This window comes from Phyllobacterium sp. A18/5-2, assembly GCF_025452215.1.
GTDB classification, from domain to species: domain Bacteria; phylum Pseudomonadota; class Alphaproteobacteria; order Rhizobiales; family Rhizobiaceae; genus Phyllobacterium; species Phyllobacterium sophorae.
Genome location: NZ_CP104966.1, coordinates 136,624 through 158,990, shown reverse-complemented (window position 1 = coordinate 158,990; position 22,367 = coordinate 136,624). Strand labels below are relative to the sequence as shown.

20 protein-coding genes and 4 pseudogenes are annotated in these 22,367 nt (G+C 57.4%); 10 read left to right on the top strand and 14 right to left on the bottom strand.

The window, feature by feature from the left end; all coding sequences use genetic code 11:
• Positions 1 to 31 precede the first annotated feature (31 nt).
• The 3 genes and pseudogenes from N8E89_RS00860 to phnN all read left to right on the top strand — a co-directional run bounded on the left by N8E89_RS00860 (position 32) and on the right by phnN (position 2,506).
• Positions 32 to 740: pseudogene (locus N8E89_RS00860) on the top strand (DUF1045 domain-containing protein).
• Positions 741 to 1,880: an alpha-D-ribose 1-methylphosphonate 5-triphosphate diphosphatase gene (locus N8E89_RS00855; RefSeq protein WP_106662899.1), complete on the top strand. Its 1,140-nt coding sequence runs from the start codon at positions 741 to 743 to the stop codon at positions 1,878 to 1,880.
• A gap of 11 nt (positions 1,881 to 1,891) precedes the next feature.
• Complete coding sequence (gene phnN / locus N8E89_RS00850; protein WP_262260873.1) at positions 1,892 to 2,506, top strand: phosphonate metabolism protein/1,5-bisphosphokinase (PRPP-forming) PhnN; 615 nt, start codon at positions 1,892 to 1,894, stop codon at positions 2,504 to 2,506.
• Between the two features lie 86 nt (positions 2,507 to 2,592).
• Here phnN and N8E89_RS00845 read toward each other — a convergent pair whose 3' ends face one another.
• Positions 2,593 to 3,636 (bottom strand): porin, encoded by a 1,044-nt coding sequence (locus tag N8E89_RS00845; RefSeq protein ID WP_106662901.1) that lies wholly within the window; start codon positions 3,634 to 3,636, stop codon positions 2,593 to 2,595.
• A gap of 1,154 nt (positions 3,637 to 4,790) precedes the next feature.
• Between N8E89_RS00845 and N8E89_RS00840 the strand changes: the two genes are divergently transcribed.
• The 3 genes and pseudogenes from N8E89_RS00840 to N8E89_RS00830 all read left to right on the top strand — a co-directional run bounded on the left by N8E89_RS00840 (position 4,791) and on the right by N8E89_RS00830 (position 8,071).
• A complete protein-coding gene (locus tag N8E89_RS00840; RefSeq protein WP_262260872.1) occupies positions 4,791 to 5,249 on the top strand; it encodes a (2Fe-2S)-binding protein in 459 nt (152 codons plus the stop codon).
• A 3-nt stretch (positions 5,250 to 5,252) separates the two neighbouring features.
• Positions 5,253 to 7,408: pseudogene (locus tag N8E89_RS00835) on the top strand (molybdopterin cofactor-binding domain-containing protein).
• A 12-nt stretch (positions 7,409 to 7,420) separates the two neighbouring features.
• A complete protein-coding gene (locus N8E89_RS00830) occupies positions 7,421 to 8,071 on the top strand; it encodes an Isoquinoline 1-oxidoreductase subunit (protein WP_106662905.1) in 651 nt (216 codons plus the stop codon).
• Positions 8,072 to 8,101: 30 nt separating this feature from the next.
• Here N8E89_RS00830 and N8E89_RS00825 read toward each other — a convergent pair whose 3' ends face one another.
• Complete coding sequence (locus N8E89_RS00825) at positions 8,102 to 8,506, bottom strand: RidA family protein (RefSeq protein ID WP_106662906.1); 405 nt, start codon at positions 8,504 to 8,506, stop codon at positions 8,102 to 8,104.
• A gap of 1,078 nt (positions 8,507 to 9,584) precedes the next feature.
• On the opposite strand from N8E89_RS00825, the gene N8E89_RS00820 reads away from it, so the two are divergent.
• Entirely contained in the window at positions 9,585 to 10,025 is a 441-nt protein-coding gene (locus N8E89_RS00820; RefSeq protein WP_262260871.1) for a YybH family protein, read from the top strand.
• A 172-nt stretch (positions 10,026 to 10,197) separates the two neighbouring features.
• On the opposite strand, the gene N8E89_RS00815 is transcribed toward N8E89_RS00820, so the two are convergent.
• A complete protein-coding gene (locus N8E89_RS00815) occupies positions 10,198 to 11,571 on the bottom strand; it encodes an FAD-binding oxidoreductase (RefSeq protein ID WP_262260870.1) in 1,374 nt (457 codons plus the stop codon).
• 86 nt (positions 11,572 to 11,657) lie between these two features.
• On the opposite strand from N8E89_RS00815, the gene N8E89_RS00810 reads away from it, so the two are divergent.
• On the top strand, positions 11,658 to 12,725 hold the full coding sequence (locus N8E89_RS00810) for a GlxA family transcriptional regulator (protein WP_262260869.1): 1,068 nt from the start codon (positions 11,658 to 11,660) through the stop codon (positions 12,723 to 12,725).
• On the opposite strand, the pseudogene N8E89_RS00805 reads toward N8E89_RS00810, so the two are convergent.
• Positions 12,715 to 12,864: pseudogene (locus tag N8E89_RS00805) on the bottom strand (IS5/IS1182 family transposase); the annotation flags it as partial. The gene N8E89_RS00810 and the pseudogene N8E89_RS00805 overlap by 11 nt on opposite strands.
• A 266-nt stretch (positions 12,865 to 13,130) precedes the next feature.
• A complete protein-coding gene (locus tag N8E89_RS00800) occupies positions 13,131 to 16,481 on the bottom strand; it encodes an adenylate/guanylate cyclase domain-containing protein (protein WP_262260868.1) in 3,351 nt (1,116 codons plus the stop codon).
• Between the two features lie 464 nt (positions 16,482 to 16,945).
• On the opposite strand from N8E89_RS00800, the gene N8E89_RS00795 reads away from it, so the two are divergent.
• Together N8E89_RS00795 and N8E89_RS29225 are read left to right on the top strand one after the other, a co-directional pair.
• On the top strand, positions 16,946 to 17,530 hold the full coding sequence (locus N8E89_RS00795) for a GNAT family N-acetyltransferase (protein WP_262260867.1): 585 nt from the start codon (positions 16,946 to 16,948) through the stop codon (positions 17,528 to 17,530).
• A 380-nt stretch (positions 17,531 to 17,910) separates the two neighbouring features.
• Positions 17,911 to 18,261: pseudogene (locus N8E89_RS29225) on the top strand (VOC family protein).
• Between the two features lie 316 nt (positions 18,262 to 18,577).
• Here the strand turns inward: N8E89_RS29225 and N8E89_RS00780 are convergent.
• The 9 genes from N8E89_RS00780 to N8E89_RS00740 are packed head-to-tail and all read right to left on the bottom strand — an operon-like array spanning position 18,578 to position 22,125.
• Positions 18,578 to 18,838 (bottom strand): pyocin activator PrtN family protein, encoded by a 261-nt coding sequence (locus tag N8E89_RS00780; protein ID WP_113173398.1) that lies wholly within the window; start codon positions 18,836 to 18,838, stop codon positions 18,578 to 18,580.
• A gap of 2 nt (positions 18,839 to 18,840) precedes the next feature.
• A complete protein-coding gene (locus N8E89_RS00775) occupies positions 18,841 to 19,041 on the bottom strand; it encodes a hypothetical protein (protein ID WP_262260864.1) in 201 nt (66 codons plus the stop codon).
• 1 nt (position 19,042) lies between these two features.
• Positions 19,043 to 19,207, bottom strand: coding sequence for a hypothetical protein (locus N8E89_RS00770; RefSeq protein WP_262260862.1), 165 nt, complete (start codon positions 19,205 to 19,207; stop codon positions 19,043 to 19,045).
• The gene (locus N8E89_RS00765; protein WP_262260861.1) at positions 19,204 to 19,596 is read right to left on the bottom strand and encodes a DUF968 domain-containing protein; all 393 of its coding nucleotides are present in this window, start codon (positions 19,594 to 19,596) and stop codon (positions 19,204 to 19,206) included. Before N8E89_RS00765 ends, N8E89_RS00770 begins: the two co-directional genes overlap by 4 nt.
• Entirely contained in the window at positions 19,596 to 19,772 is a 177-nt protein-coding gene (locus N8E89_RS00760) for a hypothetical protein (protein ID WP_262260860.1), read from the bottom strand. Before N8E89_RS00760 ends, N8E89_RS00765 begins: the two co-directional genes overlap by 1 nt.
• On the bottom strand, positions 19,769 to 20,284 hold the full coding sequence (locus N8E89_RS00755) for a hypothetical protein (protein WP_262260859.1): 516 nt from the start codon (positions 20,282 to 20,284) through the stop codon (positions 19,769 to 19,771). Before N8E89_RS00755 ends, N8E89_RS00760 begins: the two co-directional genes overlap by 4 nt.
• A 46-nt stretch (positions 20,285 to 20,330) precedes the next feature.
• A complete protein-coding gene (gene bet, locus N8E89_RS00750) occupies positions 20,331 to 21,338 on the bottom strand; it encodes a phage recombination protein Bet (RefSeq protein ID WP_262260858.1) in 1,008 nt (335 codons plus the stop codon).
• Positions 21,338 to 21,856: a siphovirus Gp157 family protein gene (locus N8E89_RS00745; protein WP_262260857.1), complete on the bottom strand. Its 519-nt coding sequence runs from the start codon at positions 21,854 to 21,856 to the stop codon at positions 21,338 to 21,340. Before N8E89_RS00745 ends, bet begins: the two co-directional genes overlap by 1 nt.
• Positions 21,853 to 22,125, bottom strand: a complete 273-nt coding sequence (locus N8E89_RS00740; protein ID WP_262260856.1) for a hypothetical protein — start codon at positions 22,123 to 22,125, stop codon at positions 21,853 to 21,855. Before N8E89_RS00740 ends, N8E89_RS00745 begins: the two co-directional genes overlap by 4 nt.
• Positions 22,126 to 22,367: the final 242 nt, after the last annotated feature.

Sequence of the window (22,367 nt, the reverse complement as noted above, 5' to 3'; positions counted from 1 at the left end):
CGTAACGCGAGAGTGTTCCGGAGGAATCAATATGCGCTATGCAATCTACTTCACGCCGCCATCCAGCGATCCGCTGCTCAAAGTAGCGGCGAATTGGCTCGGCCGAAATGCCTTTACCGGTCAACCGGTGAGAACACCGCAGATTCTGTGACCTTGCGCATGAAGATTTTGCCCAGCTAACGGAATCGCCGCGGCGCTATGGATTTCATGCGACGCTGAAAGCGCCATTTCACCTCGCGGACGGCATCGAGGAACGAGAACTCTTGTCCGCACTGATGCATTTTTCCTCTTCAATCGATCCGGTTGAGATTCCGAAACTGCGGATCGCCTGTCTCGACGGGTTCTTCGCGCTCATTCCTGCAGAGCCGCTTGATCGTCTCGATCAATTGGCGAATGATGTCGTTGTCGCATTCGACCGTTTTCGCGCACCGCCAAGCGAGCAGGAGATCAAACGTCGCGAGCCTGACAAAATGAGTGTTGCACAGCGCCGAAATCTCGAACTGTGGGGCTATCCTTATGTATTCGAAGATTTTCGCTTCCACATGACACTCACTGGACCGGTGCCTGAACGGGATCGGCCGAAAATTGAACGTATCTTGAGTGAGTTCCTTGAGCCAGTTCTTGAAGAACCGGTCGAAATCAACAATCTCGCTCTGTTCACTGAAGCCGAAGCCGGGTTCCCTTTTGAAATACACTCGCTTCACCCGCTTGCGGGAACCAACCGAAGAAAGACTGCATAAATGTCTGCCGAACTGATCTTGAACAATGCAAAAATCGTTCTCGAAGATGAAGTCATCGCAGGATCGGTTGTGATCCGTGACGGCAAAATTGCCGGCATATCAGAAGGCAACGTTGAAGGCGGAGAGGATTTTGAGGGCGATTATCTGATTCCCGGTCTGATCGAACTGCATACCGATCACCTTGAAGGCCATTATTTGCCGCGCCCGCGGGTACGATGGAATCCGATTGCCGCCGTTCTCGCACATGATGGGCAGATCGCGACGTCGGGCATCACGACCGTTCTCGATGCCCTGCGGGTAGGGTTGGACGAGGACGCGGACATCACAGCTGCAGAAACCCGCAAACTGGCCGACGCGATTGAAAACAGCGTCAAAGAGGGCCGTCTGCGTGCGGATCATTATTTCCACCTGCGTTGTGAAGTTTCAGTGCCTGATTGCCTGGAGGGCTTCGCCCATTTTGATAATGACAGCCGGGTTCGGCTGGCATCGCTGATGGATCACGCGCCTGGTCAGCGCCAGTTCGTCAATCTGGAAACTTATACCTACTACTATCAGCGCAAGCTGAAACTCTCCGATCAGGAATTCAATGCATTCTGTGAAAAACGCATAGCGGAATCGGCCAGGAATTCCGGCCCGCAACGAAAGGCGATTTCCGATTTGTGCCGCGAGCGGGGCATTGTGCTGGCCAGTCATGACGATGCGACTGCTGCCCATGTCGATGAAGCGGTCGAGCAAGGCATTCATGTGGCGGAGTTTCCAACGACGCTGGAAGCCGCCGCCGCCTCAAAACAGGCAGGCCTGTCAGTGCTGATGGGCGCACCAAACGTGGTGCGCGGCGGCTCACATTCGGGAAATGTCTCGGCACGTGAACTGGCCGAGCATGGCTATCTCGACATTCTTTCATCTGACTATATTCCGTTCAGCCTCATCCAGTCGACGTTCTTCCTCAGCGAGGCGGTCGATGGCATTACCTTGCCGGACGCTGTGCGTCTGGTGACAAAGAATCCAGCACAGGCTGTCGGGTTCGACGATCGCGGCGTCATTGAGGTCGGCAAGCGCGCTGATCTGGTGCGGGTGCGTGTCGATGAACATATTCCTGTGGTTCGTACCGTGTGGCGCGAAGGCCGACGGGTTGTATGATGGCGGCTGCGATGATCGAACGTGCCCTCAATGAGGCGTCTGCGCCGCTTCGCAATGGTGCCTTTGTCGCCGTGGTCGGGCCGAGTGGTGCCGGCAAGGATACCATCATCGATTTCGCCAGGGCGGTGCTTGGCGGCGAGCCGGGCTATCATTTCGTGCGGCGGGTCGTGACACGTCCGTCCTCCGCCGATACGGAAGTTCATGACACGTTGAGTGAGGAGCAGTTCCTGGCGGCAAAAAGGGCAGGGGAGTTTAGCCACTCCTGGGAGGCCCACGGTTTGTACTATGGCCTGCCACGATCTGTCGACGACGAGATTGAACGTGGTGCAGTCGCTGTTGCCAATGTCTCGCGCGGGGTCCTGCCTGCACTTCGCGAGGCCTATTCCAATTTTCTGGTCGTCCATATCACGGCTTCGCATGAGGTTCTGGCGAAACGGCTGTCCTCCCGCGGACGCGAAGATGCTGAGGAAATCCGCCGGCGTTTGACGCGGGCCGCTCCAAATCCATGCGATCCTTCCGGCGCGGTCATGATCGATAATTCCGGGGCTGTCAGCGATTCCGGTAATGAGTTTGTTGCGGTATTGAAAAGGACCGCCGCGTTTGTGGCCGTTTCCGAACAGATGTAGTGTTTAAGCAAACAGCCGGTAAGTACTGAAAGAAATGGGAAAAAATCCGGAAGCGACGCTTCCGGATTTTCATAAGAGCAAGACGGTCAGAAATCGCGCTGGAAACGGATGATACCGCCCAGTGCGTCGTCGTTGCCGCGATCTCCGTCAAACCTGGTGTAGTCCACTTCTGGCGTTACCGTAAAGCCGGGAACAAGCACGTAAGCGACGTTCAAAGCCGCAGCGACTGTGCCTTCAGACTCATAGGCGAGCTGAGCATTGACGGTTGCCTTGTCGGTCACTTTGGCGGCCAAGCCACCCCATGCAGCCCAGTCTCCGTGCCAAGGCGCTAGGAAATTGCGGTTTGTGCGTGTGTCGTCATAATTGGACTGATAGCCGCCCATGACCCAGGCTGTCACCGCGTCGGTGATTTTCACGTCCAGTCGAGCCTTGCCGGCAAATTCTTCGACGTTGGAATCGTACCCTGCAATGGCGGAGATTGTGCCCCAACCCTGTTCATACTTCACCCCGGCTAGAACATGAGGCATGTAGTCCTCGATGACGTAGTCGGCATAACCGTCGTTGATCGAGCCCTGTTCGGCGGCAATGATTGCAGAGAAACCATTACCGCCAGCAAAGGTATAGCTGATCTGGTTCGTTTCCCAACTGTTGTAGTTGATCACATCGTCCTGGATGATATCGCCAGCGTAACCGTTCCACGAGCCGAAAATTTCATCAGCAATACCGACACGGAAGCCGCCGAGCTCGATGAATGCCTGGGGAATGCTCGCGCCTTCGTTCAAACCATCTTCGAAGTCGAAGCGCGTTTGGATGTAGGAGCGCAACGTACCAAGTTCGGTTTCCGACCGGGCATCGAAGCGGACCTCTGCGCGCGTGTGCTTGACCCAGGTACCTAACTCGCCACCGTTGTAGACGTCATCGCCGCCTTGCGCGTCATAGCGTACATAGCCGCTGACCTTGAGGCAGGTTTCTGTACCCGGGATATAGAAGAAGCCGGCGCCATAGGCGTCGCATACGCGGACATATTCAACTGGTTCCGGTTCGGCCACGACGACCGCATCCGCGGCGCGCGCACCAGAAACTGCGATCAGGGCAGCAGTGGAACCCAGGAGAAGGCTCTTGATATTCATTTCAGATCTCCGATCAGGAAAGATTTTCATACAAGCTCATGTCCCCGGAACGGATGCTTAGTCCTGTTTTTTGAATGGCGCAAAACCGATCTATTATCGAACCGCGGGTTCGGAAATCGGTGTTGCGATTTTAACACGTGACTAACAAACAGTGAGATTCGGAACCTGGTTGTCAGCATCAGGGAAATCAATTGTGCTAATCATTGGCGGCACACCTTCCGGGCATCACCGGCGGTCGCAACCTGTCTGTAAAGGTGATAACTAACGAATTCATGCAAACGAAAATCTATCGGGGAATGCTGAAATGAGATTAGCCTGCTACGTCCTGGTTGCCGCCGCTCTCGTCTTTTCAACGTCATGCACGACGCCCAATGTCGACACCAATCTGGCGACCAACTCCCTCAGAAACTCGGTATATGACGAGTGTGGATGGGCACCCGACGCCTCTACCCTCTCCGGCTTGATTCCCGCCATTTCACAGGGGCGGGACGGATTTCAAAGAACCACCAGAGCAGTCTGCGCTGCGGCAAAGGGCGCGCCGGCTTCCCCAGGGGAGTTCGTAACTGTCGAGGTCGAGGGAAAACAGGTTCGCGGAAGGTTTCTCCAGCCGGGAGAGAAACTCACTTAAGGCCCGTAGGGTCGCGATGAGATGAACTCTCGCCGAGGTCAATGCACGTCGATGACATGAGCCTGCTCGTATTCATCACCGTCAGGAGCAGGCTGCGTCCAAATCGTGCCGCCTGCCCCTTTCAATATTAGCTTCGTTAATGCCTCGTCTCCGTTCCCTCAGACCCGATAGCGGCTAGAAGGTTGGGAGTTGCACAATCGAAATTCCATAGAAAATATAGGCACCGATAGCCGTAGTGATTGCGATAACGATCAGCATTGCCCCATCTGTTAATTCGAACATTTCGCCCTCCTTATTATTATTTTTCACAAGTCTAGCAAATTGCGTCGCCCTTGGCTGCACATCAACCTGAGCTAACCAGGTAGAGTTAATTGGCTGATGGCCAATGGCATCGATGTCTCACGATCCCGTGAGCAGTGAAACACGGCGTGGGCACCCCGCTGAGTTTCATGTTATGAGTTGCCGATCACGATGACATCCCACTCAAGCCAGCACGAAATGTGCCAGCCAGATGCGGAGTTCAAGCATGGTTACTTTCAAGCTCAACGGACAGGAACGGAGTTTTGACGGGGATCCCGAGACCCCGCTGCTCTGGGTCTTGCGCGATTTCGAGAAACTCACTGGCACGAAATATGGTTGCGGCATCGCCCAATGCGGTGCGTGTACCGTCCATATGGACGGTACGACACGCCGAAGCTGCATCACGCCGGTCTCAACGGTCGATGGGTCGGAAATCGTCACCATCGAGGGTGTCACCGGCAAGGAGGCTGACGCAGTCAGGAAGGCGTGGGTCGCGATCGACGTCCCGCAATGCGGCTATTGCCAATCAGGGCAGATCATGTCGGCTGTTTCCCTTCTCCAAATGACCCCGAAACCCACTGACGAGGATATTGATGGAGCAATGGCAGGAAATATCTGCCGCTGCGCCACCTATCACCGCATCCGGCAGGCGATTCATGACGCCGCCGATATCCTGGAGGGTTAAGCGATGACCCTGCACCACATCACAAGCACGCGCCGCTCCTTCCTGGCAGGTGCTGGTTTAATCATCGGTTTTTCGCTCGCACCAAAGATTTTTGCGGCAAGAGCCTTCGAAGGTATTCAGGCGGGAGGGGATGAAGCGCTTTCGGCGATGAATGCCTTCGTGAAGATTGGCACCGATGACACAGTGACTGTGCTGTCGAAGCACATAGAGTTTGGTCAGGGCCCATTCACGGGACTTGCCACCATCGTAGCAGAAGAGCTCGATGCCGACTGGAGCCAGATGCGGGCTGTTCATTCGCCGGCCGATGACAAGATCTACGCCAATCTCGCATTCGGTCTGCAAGGTACCGGTGGTTCCACGTCGATTGGCAACTCATATGAACAGCTTCGAAAAGCCGGCGCGACGGCAAGGGCAATGCTCGTCTCGGCGGCCGCCGAAGAGTGGGGTGTTCCGGCGAGCGAAATAACGTAGAACATGGCCGCATCAAACACGCCGCATCGGGCAAGGAGAGCGGGTTTGGTGCATTGGCGAGCAAGGCTGCCAAGCAACTCGCTCCTGCCGAGCCAAAGCTGAAGGATCCCCAGAACTTCACGCTCATCGGCAAGGAACTTCCAAAGCTCGATACCCTCGGCAAGACGAATGGGACAGCCGTTTTCACGCTCGATATCACTGCAGACGATATGTTGTATGCGACCGTTGCGCATGCTGCACATTTCGGGGCGACGGTCAAATCCGTCGATGATGCGGAGGCTCGCAAGGTCCAGGGCATAGTCGATATCAGACAGGTACCCCAAGGCGTGGCCGTCTACGCTGACAACACGTTTGCGGCGCTGAAAGGTCGTGAGGCGCTGAAAATCGAATGGGATCTCTCCAAAGCCGAAACTCGATCAAGTGACGAGCTTGCGGCCGATTACGCTAAGCTTTTCAACGAGAAAGGTCTCGAAGCGACAAATACCGGCAATGTCGAAAGTGCATTCACCGGCAATGGCGTGCAAACGTTGGAGGCAGAGATCACCTTTCCGTTTCTCGCCCATGCGCCCATGGAGCCGCTCGACGCGGTGTTCATCAAGGCCGCCGATGGATCGGTTGACATCTATAATGGCGCCCAGTTCCCGGGAATGGACAAAAACACTGCAGCAAAGGTGCTCGGTCTCGATCCTGGGAAAGTGCGGGTGAATACGCAACTTGCGGGCGGGAGCTTTGGCCGCAGGGCACAATTCGGGTCGCCCTACATCCAAGAGGCGGCGGCGGTTTTCGGAGCCACTGACGGCAGCCGTCCGGTCAAGCACATGTGGACACGCGAGGACGATATTCGCGGTGGCTTCTACCGGCCCATGTATGTTCACAAGATGCGTGGTGCGATAGACCCGGACGGGCGGATTATCGGTTGGGACCAGGCAATTGTTGGTCAATCGATCTTGGCAAAAGCTGACCTGGATGAAAGTTCGGTCGAGGGCGCTTCCAACTTGCCCTACGTAATTCCCAATTTGCGCGTCATTTCGCATAATACCACGCTTGCCGTGCCCCCGCTCTGGTGGCGTTCGGTCGGTCACACTCATACGGGATTCGCTGTCGAAACCTTCGTCGATGAATTGCTTGAGAAAGTGAACAAGGATCCCGTGGAAGGCCGGCTGGCGCTCCTGACCAGGGAGCCGCGACATATGGCGACACTGAAGAAGGTTGCCGAAATGGCGGATTGGGGTTCGCAGGTTCCGGAAGGGCGCCAGCGCGGCGTTGCGGTGGTAAAGAGTTTCGGGACTTATGTGGCGCAGATTGTGGAAGTATCCGTTGCCGACGACGGCACTCCCCGGGTGCATAAGGTATGGTGCGCTGTCGATTGTGGAGTGGCAATCAATCCCAATGTTATCACGGCTCAGATGGAAGGAGGTATCGGGTACGGTGTCGGGGCAATCCTGTTTGATGCGATTACACTCGGCGAAGGCGGCAAAATCGTTCAGTCCAACTTCCATGATTACCGCTCACTGCGCATCAATGAAATGCCCGCAGTCAAAGTCGCGATAATCCCCTCAACCGAAAATCCGACCGGTGTTGGCGAACCTGGGGTACCTCCGGTGGGGCCGGCAATAGCCAATGCATGGCGACGGCTTACGAATAGTCCGGTTCGGCGTCTGCCGATCGTAAGTGTCCTTTCCGCATAGGGGATGCACGCTATGAGACGAAATATCGCCTTCATTTCCATTGCGCTGTGCCTTGCCGTCAATGCGGCAGTTGTGGCCACCAATATTTCATTCGCCCAAGACAAGTCGGTGCCGGAGAAAGATAGTCTAAAGCCGGCGTCGGCATTCCAATCTATTTCTGATGAAAAACAGCGGTCTGTCGCCCTTTTCGAAGAGGCAGGGAAAGTCATCCAGCATCCGCGATGTGTAAATTGCCATCCGGTGGGTGACCGGCCATTGCAGGACATTGCCATGCATCCGCACCAGCCACCCGTCTCGCGCGGTGAAGCTGGCATGGGGCTTCCCGGAATGACCTGTAACACTTGTCATGGGGCTGAGAACGTTAAGGTCGTCGGCCAAGCGGAGACGATCAAGAGCATTCCTGGCAATCCCAATTGGCATTTGGCACCGATTGAAATGGCTTGGGAGGGCAAAACCCTAAGTTACATCTGTAAACAGATCAAAGATCCGCAGCGCAATGGCGGCAAATCGCTGGACGGCATCATTGAACACATGGCGCACGACGACCTTGTCGGCTGGGGCTGGAGCCCTGGTGAAGGCCGCGAACCGGTTCCGGGGACACAGAAGGCGTTCGGAGAACTGATCCAGGCATGGATTCAAAGCGGAGCCGCATGCCCATCATAGTTGACCGATCCTGTTAGGCTTGTTCTCATGCTAAAGTGAATCGTCAATGACTGCCATTGCGTCAACCTCGAGAAGGTAATCGGGTCTGGACAATGCGGCTACTCCCACCAGCGTATCGGTTGGCTTGTGATCTCCGAACAACGAAATTCGCCCTTCCTCAATCATGGCCAAGTGTTCGCGCTTATAGTTGGCCACAAAGATTGTGAGCTTTGTCACTTGCTGCGGCCGGGCGCCGGCCGCAGCAAGTGCCCGTCCGATGTTGGCAAACACCTGGCGGGCCTGGGCGGTCATATCGCCGGAGCCAACAACATTGCCTTCACGGTCCTCAGCTACCTGTCCAGCGATGAAAACCAGCCTGCTCCCCGTGGCAACGATCGCATGGCTGTAAGTGAGAGGGGTAGGTATGTCGGTAGGATTGATACATTTCAATGTCATTGATCTGGTCTCTCGCGTTCAAGACAACTCTGGATGATTTGGCTCTTCCGATTTCGACTGCCGGTTTCGCTTTGCGGCGCGTTATCCCGTGCCGTCGCAACTCGGCGTGATCGGGGGGCTCCCGGTGGACAGTTTCACCGTTACGGACTATGACGATCTGACCGTTGTACCCGAACGTTTTTCGCTGTCTTGGTGCGGCACCCTTGGCTGCATTTTAGGGCCAAATAAATGGAAATGGTCAAGAACAGCTTTGAGGGGCAGCCAAACGGACATTTTGGAACTGACGGCAAGTGATTGAAAACTCGAAAAAACGCAACGATTACAGCGACAGCCGCTTCGCTGTAGCGCCGATGATCGATTGGAATGACGTTCGAAATTTAGCATTATAATCATGTACTTGGAAACAGGCATTTCTGAATGTCGTACTATCGTCGTACCCGCAGGCCAAAGCCCCTGTCGATCAGGTATCAAATTTGGCAGAAACTGCCTTGAGCCGTTCAGTTCCTGCTGGATCATATCAAACTCGGACCGTACCTATCTCGGCATCGAAGTTGATGATGCGCTGAGGATCGCTGAGCAGATTAAACTCTGGCCTCCGACGATCAGGCAATTTGACCGATGGTCGCTTTCGTGCCAAGAGCGGACGCTATCCCTGACTTGAAAGAACGACCGATTCGGGGCCGATTCCGGTCAGGCAGCTTTCAAGAACCGCCCTGCGAAAGCAGACGTTTAAGTCGGCTGCCGTGATGTCTGGGTCTGGCCCAATGCGGTCATAGGCAGCCGTAAAGTTCAATGGTCGGAACGGCCCTGAGCTCCGGGTTTTTCCCCAACATCGGCGCTCGATTGTTCCGTCAGGATCGCGTCCGATATGACGTCGAATAGATGATCCGCGCGTGACACAAGCGGAGGGTAGTCAGCGAGCCACGCCAAGGCGCTGATCAGCGCGAACAGGTCGCTACCATAAAAGCCAGTCGGCTTCCGTCCATTTCAACACCCAAATGGATGTGTATCCACCCCTGCGATCGGGGCGTATGGTTTGGAGTGGTATTTTTGCCGCTAGAATTGTTGGGAGGATGACATGGTTAGACCGCTGACTTCAATCTTCACCGTGATTTGCCTTAGCCTCTTCGCGTTGACGCCGGCCAAGGCCGACCCGGACACCGATGTGAAGGCGGCTTACGCTGCCTGGGACGCAGCCTTCAATAAAGCGGATGCCAAAGCGCTTGCAGCGTTTTACACCGACGACGCCATGTTCTTGCCTGCCAGCCATGATGTTATCAAGGGGCCTGCCGGGGTTGAGAAATTCTTTAGCGGACTCTTCGGCATGGGCGTGACAGGTCACAAGCTTGAGCTCATCGAGGCGCAGGGCGATGGCAACATGATGGTGGGCGCAGCGAAATGGTCGGCCAAAGGCAAAGATGCCAAAGGCGCTGACCAGCCTTGGGGTGGAGTAGCCACCCATGTTTTTGAGAAACAGGCTGACGGAAGCCTGAAACTCAGCGTGCACACCTTCAATTGACGATATTTTGCGGCCCGATACCGGATGAATGCCAAGTTCTGAGATTGGGTTCGGTTTGCTGGCAGCGTGCTAACGCGGCCAGCCTGCGTTGGCTCGGAAAAATTTCGCGGTCATCAGCCCGAGTTAGAAGACGATGGTTCGGATCGGCGCAATTGGCCGTGGAGCGATCGCATTACGGCTGAATATTTTGGTTCATGTGGAACAGGTTATGAGGATCGTAAGTCCTTTTGACTTCCTGAAGTCGTGCATAGGTTTTCGTACCATATGCATTGCGCACGAGATTGTCGCCCTCTCCAAGTCCGGGGAAGTTGAGATACATACGGCCAGTGGAATGACGCTGCATATCTTGCCAGACATCGCGAACCCAACTGATGTTGGCATCGTCGACGTCGGCGTTGGACCAGATCGCATCGAGGCTGAGCATGAAGGGCATAGTACGATCGCCAAACGCGGTGGCATCGGCACCAACGCGCTGCACCGCACCACCGAATTTCCAGATCGAAGCATAGGTCATTTCCGACGGACGCTTCGTCAGGTGGGTGGTGATCTCTTCAATGACATCGTCGTGTAGGTTTGAAAGGTACGTCGATTTCCAGTAGCAGCGATCCCGACCCTTGGGAAACAACCCGTCATAAAGGGTCTGAAGAACCCGGTAAGGCATCCTGCCGCTGAAATCGAGCAGCGGTTCTCCAAAGCCGCGCAAAGGCTGCATGACACGCTCCCCATCTCCAGCTGGACCATCATAGACCGTGGCGAGTGCCAAGACGCGCTTCCCCCAAGTGTCCTCAGGATAGGCTGGATCACAAGGAATGGTAGAGAACTCCGCGAGACCGCTCACCTCGTCGGGAGCTGTCGCCATGTAGTCGCGCCATTGCGGCAGGATTTCATTCGCCCGTTCTTCGGGATAAGCGGGAGCGCAGAACATCATCTCTTCAGCGATCGGGTGCAGACGGAACTCGAAGTTCACGACAACGCCAAAATTGCCGCCGCCACCCCTCAGCGCCCACAGCAAGTCCGGGTTCTCGGTGTCGCTCGCATGGATTAAACGCCCATCGGCGGTGACCACGTCGGCGGCAATGACGTTGTCGCAGCTGAGACCGTGTGTGCCGCGGAGCCAGCCAATGCCGCCCGACAGGGTGAGCCCTGCCACGCCCGTCATCGAGATAAGTCCTCCGGGTGTGGCGCGACCGAACGGTGTGGTTGCGGCATCCACGTCTGCCCATGTGGCCCCGCCTTCAACATAAGCCTTATCCAGTCCAGATGCTATCCGAACGGCATTCATGAGCGACATGTCGATCATCAGCCCGCCGTCGCAGACGGCATAGCCGGCAACATTGTGTCCGCCACTTCGGACGGCGATAGCAAGGTCATGAACCCGCGCGTAAGCGACCGAGGCCAGCACGTCGGCAGCGTTGCGACAACGGGCAATCAGGGCGGGTCGCCTGTCGATCATCCCGTTCCACACGACCCGGGCGTCAGCGTAGCCAGCATCTGGCGGTTCAAGCAGTTCGCCGTGCAGCTGGGTACGGAGTTCCTCATGGGTCATCTCAGTTCCTCCTGGTTTCAGGCAACCTAGCACTGCTGGACGTTCGGTACTAAAGTTGTAAACGCTGAAAGGCGGTCGATTCTGCCATGCCTGGACAAGACGCCCGGATCAATGTTGCCATCCTCGCGGTGCCGGAAGTCACGGCCTCGGCCCTATATGGCATGTTTGACCTGTTCTCGTCCCCCGGCCGGGACTTCCCCTTCATCGTAACGGGGGAGGCCGGCGAACAGCGCATGCGGCCCTACACCGTCGCCCGCACCAAGGACGGGTTTCAGGCCGCCAATGGCATCTGGGTAAAGCCGGACCACGATTTCCAAGACTGCCCGCGGCCCGACATCGTGTGCATTCCGGATTTCTTCGTCGATCCGGGCGAAAGTGTCAGCGGAATGTATGACCCTGAAGCGCAATGGCTTAAGCGATCCCACGAGGGTGGTGCGATGATGGCCAGCGCCTGTTCGGGCGCGGTGCTGCTCGGCGAGGCCGGACTACTCACCAATTGTGATGCCACCATTCACTGGGGCTATGTGAAGACGCTGACCAACAACTATGCGGGCGTGCGCGTCAGATTGGATCGGTCCCTCGTGCTGAGTGGCGAGGCGCAGCGCATCATCATGGCGGGAGGCGGATCGAGCTGGCAGGATCTGGCACTTTATCTTATCGCGCGGTTTGTCGGCCTAGAGGAAGCCATGGAAGTCGCCAAGGTCTACATGCTGCAGTGGCATGATATGGGACAGCAGCCATTTGCTTCACTCACGACCTTTCGGCAGACCACCGATGCCGTGGTCAACGGTTGCCAGGAATGGCTGGCGATGAACTACAAGACCCACGCCCCCGTTGCCGCGATGGCAACACGTTCTGGTCTGCCGGAACGCTCGTTCATCCGCCGTTTCGCCAAGGCAACGGGCATGAAACCCCTCGACTATGTGCACGCGCTACGGCTCGAGGAAGCCAAGCAAATGCTGGAAACCACCGATCTGCCGATCGAAGCCATCGCTAACGAGGCTGGCTATGAGGACACGAGCTTCTTCGGTCGCCTGTTCCGCCGAAAGACAGGGCTAACCCCAACCCAGTATCGTCTACGTTTTGGTGCCTTACGTCAGGCACTGAAGCACGACCAGAAAGAGATGCGCCCTGAAGAAGCTGCACACCGTTGAACCCCAGCGCGGCAAGATCGAGGCTCTCGATGGAGACATCAACGGCCCGAACAGAATTGTCTTCGGACACGTAGTCATCGAGCACCGGGGGAAGCAACATGCTCTGACCGCGGTCTATTCCTTTGACGAAACCAGGCATTAATTCATCCAGGAATGGTACCATATTTGGCGTTTTCACATAGCCTGGGCCCTAAGCGGACATTCCCAAACACCGATCATTCAATTCGCGAGATTGCTATTCCATTCTTTCGAAGCGTGACGGGCGTCGTTGATCTCGTGCACAAGGAGATGGGAAGGCGGGTGGTGAAGAGTCCTCCAGCGATGGCGACTGCCAAGTCACCGCGACATTGGAGGGTTCCGATTAAGTCGCTTAGCCAAGAGCGCGTTGACCGCTTGCAAATGCATCTATCGAAGTTGGTCGAGCAACGCCTTGGCATCGACGAGGTCGCGCGTCTCAAAGCCCTCGGTGAACCAGGCGTAGACAGGGGCGAGCAGGTCGTAGGCCTTGTGCCGCTCCCCGTGGTGGACCCACAGGCGGGCAAGCGAGGTTGATGCGCGCAGATTGAGGGATGCCGCGTGCTGTTCCCGAGCGACCTCGATGGCGCGAAGATAATGTGCTTCGCTTCGTTCGACATCGAGTGTTGCTGAACTGAGCAGGAGATTTCCGGCGATCCGGTGAAGTTCCGACTCCCAGAGGTGCGCGCCGGTGGCCGCCACCTCTTCTATTGCTGGCTTCAGAGCATTCAGGCCGATATCGGCTTCACTGGCAAGTCCACAGGCGGTGGCGAACAGGCACACATGAAACCCCGTCACCTCAACGTCATTTGACAGGTGGGCTGCCAGCGCTTCCTGGATCGCGCAGATACACACCCGAGCTTGCTGTTTGTTCTGATGCGCCGAGATGTAAGCCATTTGCAGGGTGGCATAGGGGATCCAGCGCGGGTTCCAGTCATGCGCCATCTGGAGCACCGCCTCGATTTTTTCCCGAGCTGCGTCGGCATCGCGGCGAAAGCAGTGAAGGACGATTGCATACCAAAGGGCGTGCATGATGCTGGGGGGGTGGGCCAGTTTGCGGGCGAGGGTCACGGCTTCTTCCGCCCGGGCCAGCGCCCGGTCCGGAAAGCCGAGCATCCACAGGCTCACCCCCTCGTGCGCCGTGGCGCATACTGCTGGGTCGTGACCGCCGTACATGAAAGCGTGAGAGAAATGCTCGCGTCGGTAGAGGGCAAGACCCCGTGCGGTGTGCTCGCATACCGACCGCCACTCGCCGAGGCAGTAATGTGTCGTCCATTGGGTGTGATGGGCCTCCAGCAGCAGGGACTGGTCCCCCGAGCGCCGGGCGATCGTGACGAGCTGGTCGGCGAGGTCGCGCGCCGGGTGCATCTGTCCCCGGGCGCGATTGCAGGTCCACAGTCCACGCAAGACAGGGAAGAATTGGGATGTCTCGCTGCCGTGTCTGTTGCACAGCTCCTGTGCCCGTGTGTAGGCCGCCATGACCTCGGCTGACCCATGGCCTTTGGCGGCGACCTGTGGAATGCCAAGTGCAAGCTGGAGGTCGATCTCGCGGTTGTCGCGGGCCGCAGTCTCGGGAAGGGTCGCGAGAAGATCCAGGCCTTTGGAGAGGTGGGCAATGGCTTCGGCGTTGGCCGAGCGATAATTGGCGCGCAGTCCCGCCTTGTGCCAGTACGATACGGCATCATCGAGCAGACCGCCCTCGGTTGCATGATGGGCAAGCACCTCCGGCTCCGCCTCCGCTCGGTCGGGAAAGCGCTCGCGCAGGACCGTGGCGATCCGGCAGTGGAGTTGCTGGCGTCGGCTCTTCAGCAGCGACTCGTAGGCGGCATCGCGCACCAGCGCATGCTTGAAAGTGTAGATTGCATCCGGGGGCGTGTCCCGGCAAAACGCGAGTTCGGCGCGCACGAGTTCATCCAGAGCGGTCCTGAGCTTCGGCTCGTCCATCTGCGCGGTCGCGGCGAGCAACTCGTAGCTGAACTCGCGGCCGATGACAGCGCCGATCTGCGCTATCTCCTTAACCGGCATCAACCGATCGAGGCGAGCCAGGAGCGAGTCCTGCAGCGTCGAGGGGATGGCGAGCGGCGGCAGCGAACCGGTGACCTCGTAGCGCTTGCCGGTCTCGCGCAGCAATCGCGATTCGAGAACCGCCTTTGTCAGCTCTTCGACAAAGAGTGGCACGCCTTCGGTCTTGGCGAGAATCTGTGCTTGCACGTCGACAGGAAGCGGCCGCCCGCCGGAGAGATGGTCAATCAGCACAGTGCTTTCGTTCTGCCCTAGACGATTGAGGGTCAGCAGTGTCACGTGCGGCCGGCTGGTCCAGCGCGGCGCGAACTCAGGCCGAAAGGTAACAACGAGCAGCACCGGCAGCCGTTCGATCCGATCGACGACGCGATCGAACAGTTCGAGGCTTGTGGGATCGAACCAGTGAACATCCTCGGCCGTCATGAGCACCGGCTGCTTGGCCGCAAGGCCCTCGAGCTGGGCGATCAGCGTCTGAAATGTCTTCGCCTTTTTCTGTTCCGGTGCAACCTCGGGAAGGGGGTATTGACCTGATGTCGGGATCGCCAAATGCTCGGCGATCAATGGCATCGCCGATTTCGGGTCAGGCACAGCCAAGGCAAGCAGTGCTTCCAACTTGGTCAGTTTCACCTCTGGCGTATCCTCATGCTCGAAACCAGCGGCCCGCCGCAACTGCTCCAGCACCGGGAACAGTGCGCTGTTGGTGTGATAGGGCGAGCCGTGATAGCGCAGGGACACGCATTCCTCGCCGCGGAGACGCTCGCGCAGGGCGATGGCGATACGCGACTTGCCGATGCCCGGCTCGCCCGACAACAGCGCTACCTGACCTCTGCCGGCCTTGGCCCGCCGCCAGCATTCGAGGAGCGCGGCCAGTTCCTGATCGCGGCCGACGAGCGCCGTGAGCCGCATCCCATGCAGCGCCTCGAAACGGCCCTCGGCTAGGCTCGCGCCAACCACCCGCCACGCTTGCACCGGATGGGCGAAACCCTTGAGGTCGTGAGTGCCGAGATCGACCAGTTCGAAGATTTCGCCAAGCAGCCGCCGCGTCGGTCCGGCCACGACCACACAGCCGACCTCGGCCAGTGATTGCAGTCGTGCCGCCAGGTTCGGCGTCTCGCCAACCACCGCCGCCTCCTGCGCCGCGCCCTCGCCGACAAGGTCGCCCACCACCACTAATCCCGTTGCGATGCCGACACGGGCACCCAGCGGCTCGTTTGCTGGCGTCACCAGCTTGGCAACCGCCGCCGTAATGGCGAGCCCGGCCCGCACCGCCCGCTCGGCCTCGTCCTCGTGCGCCCGCGGCCAGCCGAAATAGGCGAGCACGCCATCACCCATGAACTTCGCGACATGGCCATCCACACGCGTGATTTCCCCGGCCACCGCGTTCTGGTACTTGCCGATCACTTCGGCCATCTCTTCCGGGTCCAATTGACTTGACAATGCGGTGGATCCGACGAGATCGACAAACATCACCGTCAACTGGCGACGTTCGGCTTCGACGCGGGGCGTTGAACCGGCCACCGGCTTAGGATCGCGCATATCGGCGTTGCCAAGCCCCGCAATGGCGGCCAACACGAGCTTCCTCGGGCCCATCGGCAGGCCCAGGGCTTCAAGGTCCGCATCCGACAGATGCGGGAGCACTTCGGGAGTGATCTCGTTTTTAGCAAAGATCGTGGCATACTTGGCAAGCCCAAGGCCCGAGAGCCACGCGGCAATGTCCATGACATCCTCCGTGTAGTCCAAGGCAGTTTAGCATTGTGCGAGCGCGCTGAGGACTCCTTCGGAGTGCGCTACTCTAGGCAATGCCAGCTAGCAGGGAGCAGATTGAGGGCCAATGGCGGCTTTTGGCGCATCGTCAACACACTATTGGCGTCCAATATGGGGGCGCAAAGCAGCCGTAATCCTTTGATCACTGATATCCGGTTTGGGCCGACAGGCGACCACGGCTGGCGTCTCGTTCGCGCCAGAAGCGGCGATCGACGCAGCCGTTCACGCGTCAGCACCGGGAATTTGTTCTGATCTGTAATTGTTACAGCATCTAGGCGTTCACTCCCAAGCGGGCGACTTCAATTGCATCACCCGTGAGCCAGCAGCAACCGGTATCGCTCACTCCGTCATCCGGGTTATGATGCATAGCTGAGAACGGGCGCGGTCGCCGCGTCGGACCACCTACTCAGGAGGGCAATGTGAAATCGCAAACCGTGAGAGTTATGGCCGCGGCCGAGGAAGATCTGGCGGTCGAAACGGTAATGCTGGCGTTTGCAGCGGACCCAATGGCGCGATGGACCTGGCCGCATGCACACCAGTACGTTGCGGCGATGCCGCGAATGATCCGGGCGTTCGGGAGCAGCGCGTTCTCTAACGGAACTGCCTTTTGTACCGACGGCTACGCCGGAACGGCGCTCTGGCTATCGCCCGGCGCGCATTCCGACGAGGAAGCGCTTGGTGCGGTGCTCGAGAGCACAGTTGCGCGTTCTCTTGCCCCCGAAACAACGGCCATATTCGAGCAAATGGCCACCTTCCACCCGACCGAACCACACTGGTACCTGCCCCTGATCGGCGTAGACCCGGCGCATCAAGGCGAAGGTCACGGGGACGCCTTGATGGCGTACGCACTCGCACGGTGCGATCTCGATCACGCGCCAGCCTATTTGGAATCCTCAAACCCGCGCAACATTCCGTTCTATCGACGTTATGGCTTCGAACCGCTCGGCGCGATCCAGGTCGGTTCGTCGCCGACGCTCGTCCCGATGCTGCGGCGGGCGCGTTGAGCTTCATTCGATCACACAGTTGTGGCCCAGGGGCGTCGTTCGCGGCCCAGCCGCGAAACGAAGATGGAACGGGCCGGCGAGACCGCTTATCGGCGGCCGCTTAATCGGAAATGATTCCCGCTGTGAGCGGCTGGCGGCCACGGGACCGACGGCAGACTGTCTGCTACAGGACGCATTGAGCGAATAGCTTTCGTTCAGCAAACGACCTCATTTCGGTCGTAGAGGGTGTCATAAATACCCGCCGAAATACGACCAAAATCCAAAATCCTCAATCCGACTACTTCGGCTGACTCAGACAGCCGCCTCTGCACTCAGTTCCACCGAGAGGAAACCTTTACGCGCGTTGACCGTTGTAGCTCCAAGACAGAGGTGAAGGTTGAATGGCATCTGTCCGATACATCGTTGGGGACGTCAATGAGGCGGTCGCGTTCTATCGAGACCATCTCGATTTCAAGATCGACAAGCACAATCCGGGCTGCGCGACGACTTGACGCTGTATCTCAGCGCCCCAGGTGCGGGCAGCGGTGGCCAGGCGGGGCGGCGATCCGAAGCCGGGCGGGTGGAACCGATTCATGATCGTTACGAACGAGATCGATGTCCTCATTGAGCGGTTGCGTCGGGCTGATGCAAGATTCCGCGGCGAAATCAGCGACGGCGGGGCCGGCCGCGCCATCTTGCTTGAAGATCCATCGGGCAACGTCATCGAGTTATTCGAGTTCAAGAAGGACTGAGCGAGCCTGACGTAATACTGATGGTGGCGGGCTGGGGGTTTCGATACGTCTGTTCATGGTCATGTTGCGTTGCGTTCCGCCACCGACGGCAGATTTCTGCCATCTTTGACCAAAAGCGGACGGGCCGGAATCCACCAGTCATGGAATTTGCAGTAACCTAAGCGGACCGGCGACTGTTCGGAGTCGCCGAGGCGGCTGAAACGACCGAAATGGGGGTCGCAAAGCAGCTGTTTAAACCTTTGATCACTGATATCCGGTTTGGGCCAATAGGGGCCAGCGGCATTTGCCTTGGGGCTCTGATTAGTGAATCCTGAATCTAGCTTGTCAGCTGCCTGATTTCTTTGACCGCCGCTGCGCGCCGCTCATCCAAATAGTTGGCCAAGTCTTGCAGATGGATGCCTTTGGCACACTTCTGGCTGTGCTCCATTCGGACGAGTGGAATGGTGATTTCGCCTAGACTGACTTTGCGGACGAATTTTTCTGGTGTGAGATGGGAGAAGTAGTCTTTGCAGACCTTTTCGACTGGAATGATGGCAGAGCCGTTGTACTGCGCCATTAGAAGGAAAGCCGTGTTCATGACTACACCTCGAAGCGGTCGGGCTTTGGCGATGTAGGCGTATCGCCGCGATTTTTCTTGATAGCGTTGCGGCTGGTGACCATGGAGAAGCCGTCCGCAAACCGAACGGAGCAGCTATTCATCGTTCCGCGCGCTGTGACCTCGCAGGGCTGACCTTTGCGATCCATCCGGTTCCAACGATAGATGTATGGCAGGATTGTCACTTCACCATCTCCCATAGGGATCGTAGCGCGTTACGGTCAGCCAACGATAGAAGCTGACGAACATGAAAACAAAGAATGCCAGCCAAAGCGACCACGGCGAAAATACCCACACCAAACCGACAACGAACAGGGCGAAGACGAAAGCAACCATGTGAGTGCCCGTCATAAGATCCTGGCCTCGCGAATGATGCTTTCGCCGGCCTGCTCGTCACCGGTCGCGCGCCACAGCGCCATTGCCACCAAAACGGGATCAATACCCTTTCTGCGCCACCATAGTTCCTCGTCGCCGAAGTCGTGCTGTTCCCGGTGCATTTTTGTGGAAAGGGGAACTACCCATTGATCGTCAGGCTTTTCCCCCATGCCTGTTGAGCGTTTTCCCCATCGCATATTTCCATAACGGATGTGGGCAGCCTCTACGTCACGCGCGCCAGTAATCACGCACGGTAATGACCGGATGAAATCGAGGTGTGCCATGAGCTTCTGCCGTGGTTTCTTCACTACGGCCGGCTTGGTGATCGAAAAGGCAGTGGGAAGCCTGCGGATTGCCATCGCCATCAGTTTGCCTCCCACTGTTGAGCGGAAAGAACGCTCTCGAGATACCGTGCCAAAGCAGGTTCGCACATCGCATCGAGCCGGAGCCGTTCTTGTATGGCCTCTTGCTTTTCGATGAACTCGGCAAGGCGCGTTTTGGACCGGCGGATATGACTTGGGGCATACAGTGCGGAGGTCATGCGGCCTCGCTTCGCGCAGTCGCGCCACGCTCGACACCAAGAAGATCATCGATGAAATTGAGAACCGCCTCTTTGCTCTTCTGGAACTCTGTTGCGCCCATGGCCTTCATGGACTGGCTTTTGGCCGTCAGGACGTGGACAACGCAGTTGAGCGGGACGACCACGCAATAATCATCCATAGGACGAATGAAGGCAGCTACGCGCTCGGCTTCGGCTTTTGATGCGCAAACGATCGACCGCTCGTCGCGGTATCCGGTGCGGATGAGCGCTTTCTTCCGCAGGTGCTCTGCAGTCGGATATTCGCCAAGCATGGAATCATGCAGGTTATCGAAGCCATTCTTGACGGAAGCGAAATAGTGGCGGTGCGTATTGTCAGAACGGTCGTGATGTTCGATCAGCTTATACAACTCGCCCACGACGTATTGCTTATCGGCCGAGCGTGCATGAAACGAGCCAGCTGGCTGAAAGACGCCGTCGCCTTCATATTGGAAAAGAATTGGTAGGGTCTGCATTGTCCTGTCCCTTTCTGGGCGCATTCGCGCGCCCGTATCTGGGTTGCTAACCGGCCATCATGTTTCGAACAGCAGTAGGCTGATCCATGATGTTTGAAGGAGGGGCTTTACGCTTTGCAGTGGCTTCGATGAGTTTCTTGAGCTCAAGAGCATCCGTCGGCGATTTCGCCCAAAAGGTCCGCAGCGGGTCCCGATTGGTGTCAGCCCATTTGGCAACAGTAAGCGGGTCGCTGTCGCCGATGAACTGTTCGGCGCGATCGAAAAACTTGCCGACCGGCACGTTTTCGAGCGCCCAACCGTCGCCCCAGGTAACGGTAATGGCGTCATTACCGGCGATAAGCTTCATCCGGTTCTCTTCGCGCTCATGCTCGACTATTTCCGACGCTGTCAGGTCAAGCATCTTTGCGCGGTCAAGTTCAGCCTCGTCATAAAGACCAGTGAACTGTTCCGGCCATCCGGCGCGCAAGGCCTGCATTTCGGCGCACTTGGCAATCATGAGGCGGGGCATGCGCGCCCAATTGCCGGAATCATCGAGTGAAGCGACGGCGTCTGGTTTCAATGTCTTTTCAAACTTGGGATTGCCGTCCGGCCAAGTCTCGCCAGTATCTACCTTGATGTACTGGCTGACAGCAAAGGAGAGCGGTGCGAACTCATCCCAATAAGCCTGTCCGGCCACTTCGAACCATTCAGCAGTTTTTGGATCCTGCTTCCACAGATAAACCGTTGCCGAGACAATACCGTGCGGGTTCGCTGATCCCTTGAGACTGGCGTCAGTCTCATATGTCGGTGTCTTGCTTGCGGGACGATAATCACCGCAGCGCTGCGCAATGACACGTTGACCGTCGCGGCTGATGATGATGGTCATCTTCCGCTTCTTGGCGTTGTCCTTGGAGAAGATCATCGGAATGATCTGACCGAGGAACGGGTCAAGACCCTTTGCTCGTGCAACCTCAATGAACAGGTTAAACTCCGCGGTGTTGCAGTCCTTTGCAACGGTGCTTTGGATAAGCGCGATCTGTTTGGTCGAATGCGTATAGGGGGCAATCGCGTTCATTATTTTCTCCTGATGGAAATGGATACGGAACCGTTGTCGAGGTGAGCGCCTGGAACCTCTTCTTTGGCCTCAAGCGCTTCTTTCAGCGCCTTCTTGTCGAGCTTCGGTTCAACCTTGGGGATGGTCCAATAGGTGGCAGGAATGTCCGCTTCGTTGTCGATGACGATGTTGGGCTTTCGCTTGGCGAGATAGATGGTTGCCGTCGGGAGCGTGACCTTCTCCTGCTCGGTTACGATCAAAGCCTGTTCAATCGATGCCCGGAGACGTTCAGCGCGTTGGTCGATGACTTTGCGGCGATCGGCAAAGGCTTCTTCCTTCGCCTTCAATCCGGTAACCAGAACCTCGCATTCATCGATCTGCGCCAGCGCTTCATCGATCGCTTCGAGCAACGATGTTTCGCCCTCGATGGCAGTCTCGACAATCTCCTGATCGTCGGCACTCCCGCTTTCCTTGAGACCGGCTAACAGTCGCTTTGCTGCTTCCGCCTGCCTATGCAGAATATGGGTTGCGTCACTCACGCTGCTCTCCTTTGAAACTCTTCTGTCCAGTTCGCGATGCGAAGGAAGGCAGCGTTCTGCCAAGCCTCTGGACTCATCTTGTTGTGAAGGGTGAGGGCGATCCGGCGCAGGTATGCGAGCGGATCGGCTTCGTTCTTAGCTTTCTGTGCGATCACGCAGAGGTAGATATCCGACAGTTCACAGCCCGCCGTTCCACCTGGAGGCGTATCAAGTTGTTCGGAACCGCGTATATCGCCGAGATAGTCGAGGAGATGGGAGTATCCGGTCATTTGAAATCCCCGCAGTTCGGGTTAAGCTGCGGTGATGACGCCACACCGTTTTCTAGAAGCCCTTGGTCACGTGCACTGGACACAGAAACAGGTTGCACAGTTGCTGGAATGCGACCTGTCCCTGATCGAAGCTTGGGCAGCTGGAAAAGAGCAGATACCTCCAGCAATCGGGATGTGGCTCGAAGCATTGGCCGAAACTCACGAAGCCATTGGTGTTCCCCGTTGTTGTCGAGGGGATAAGC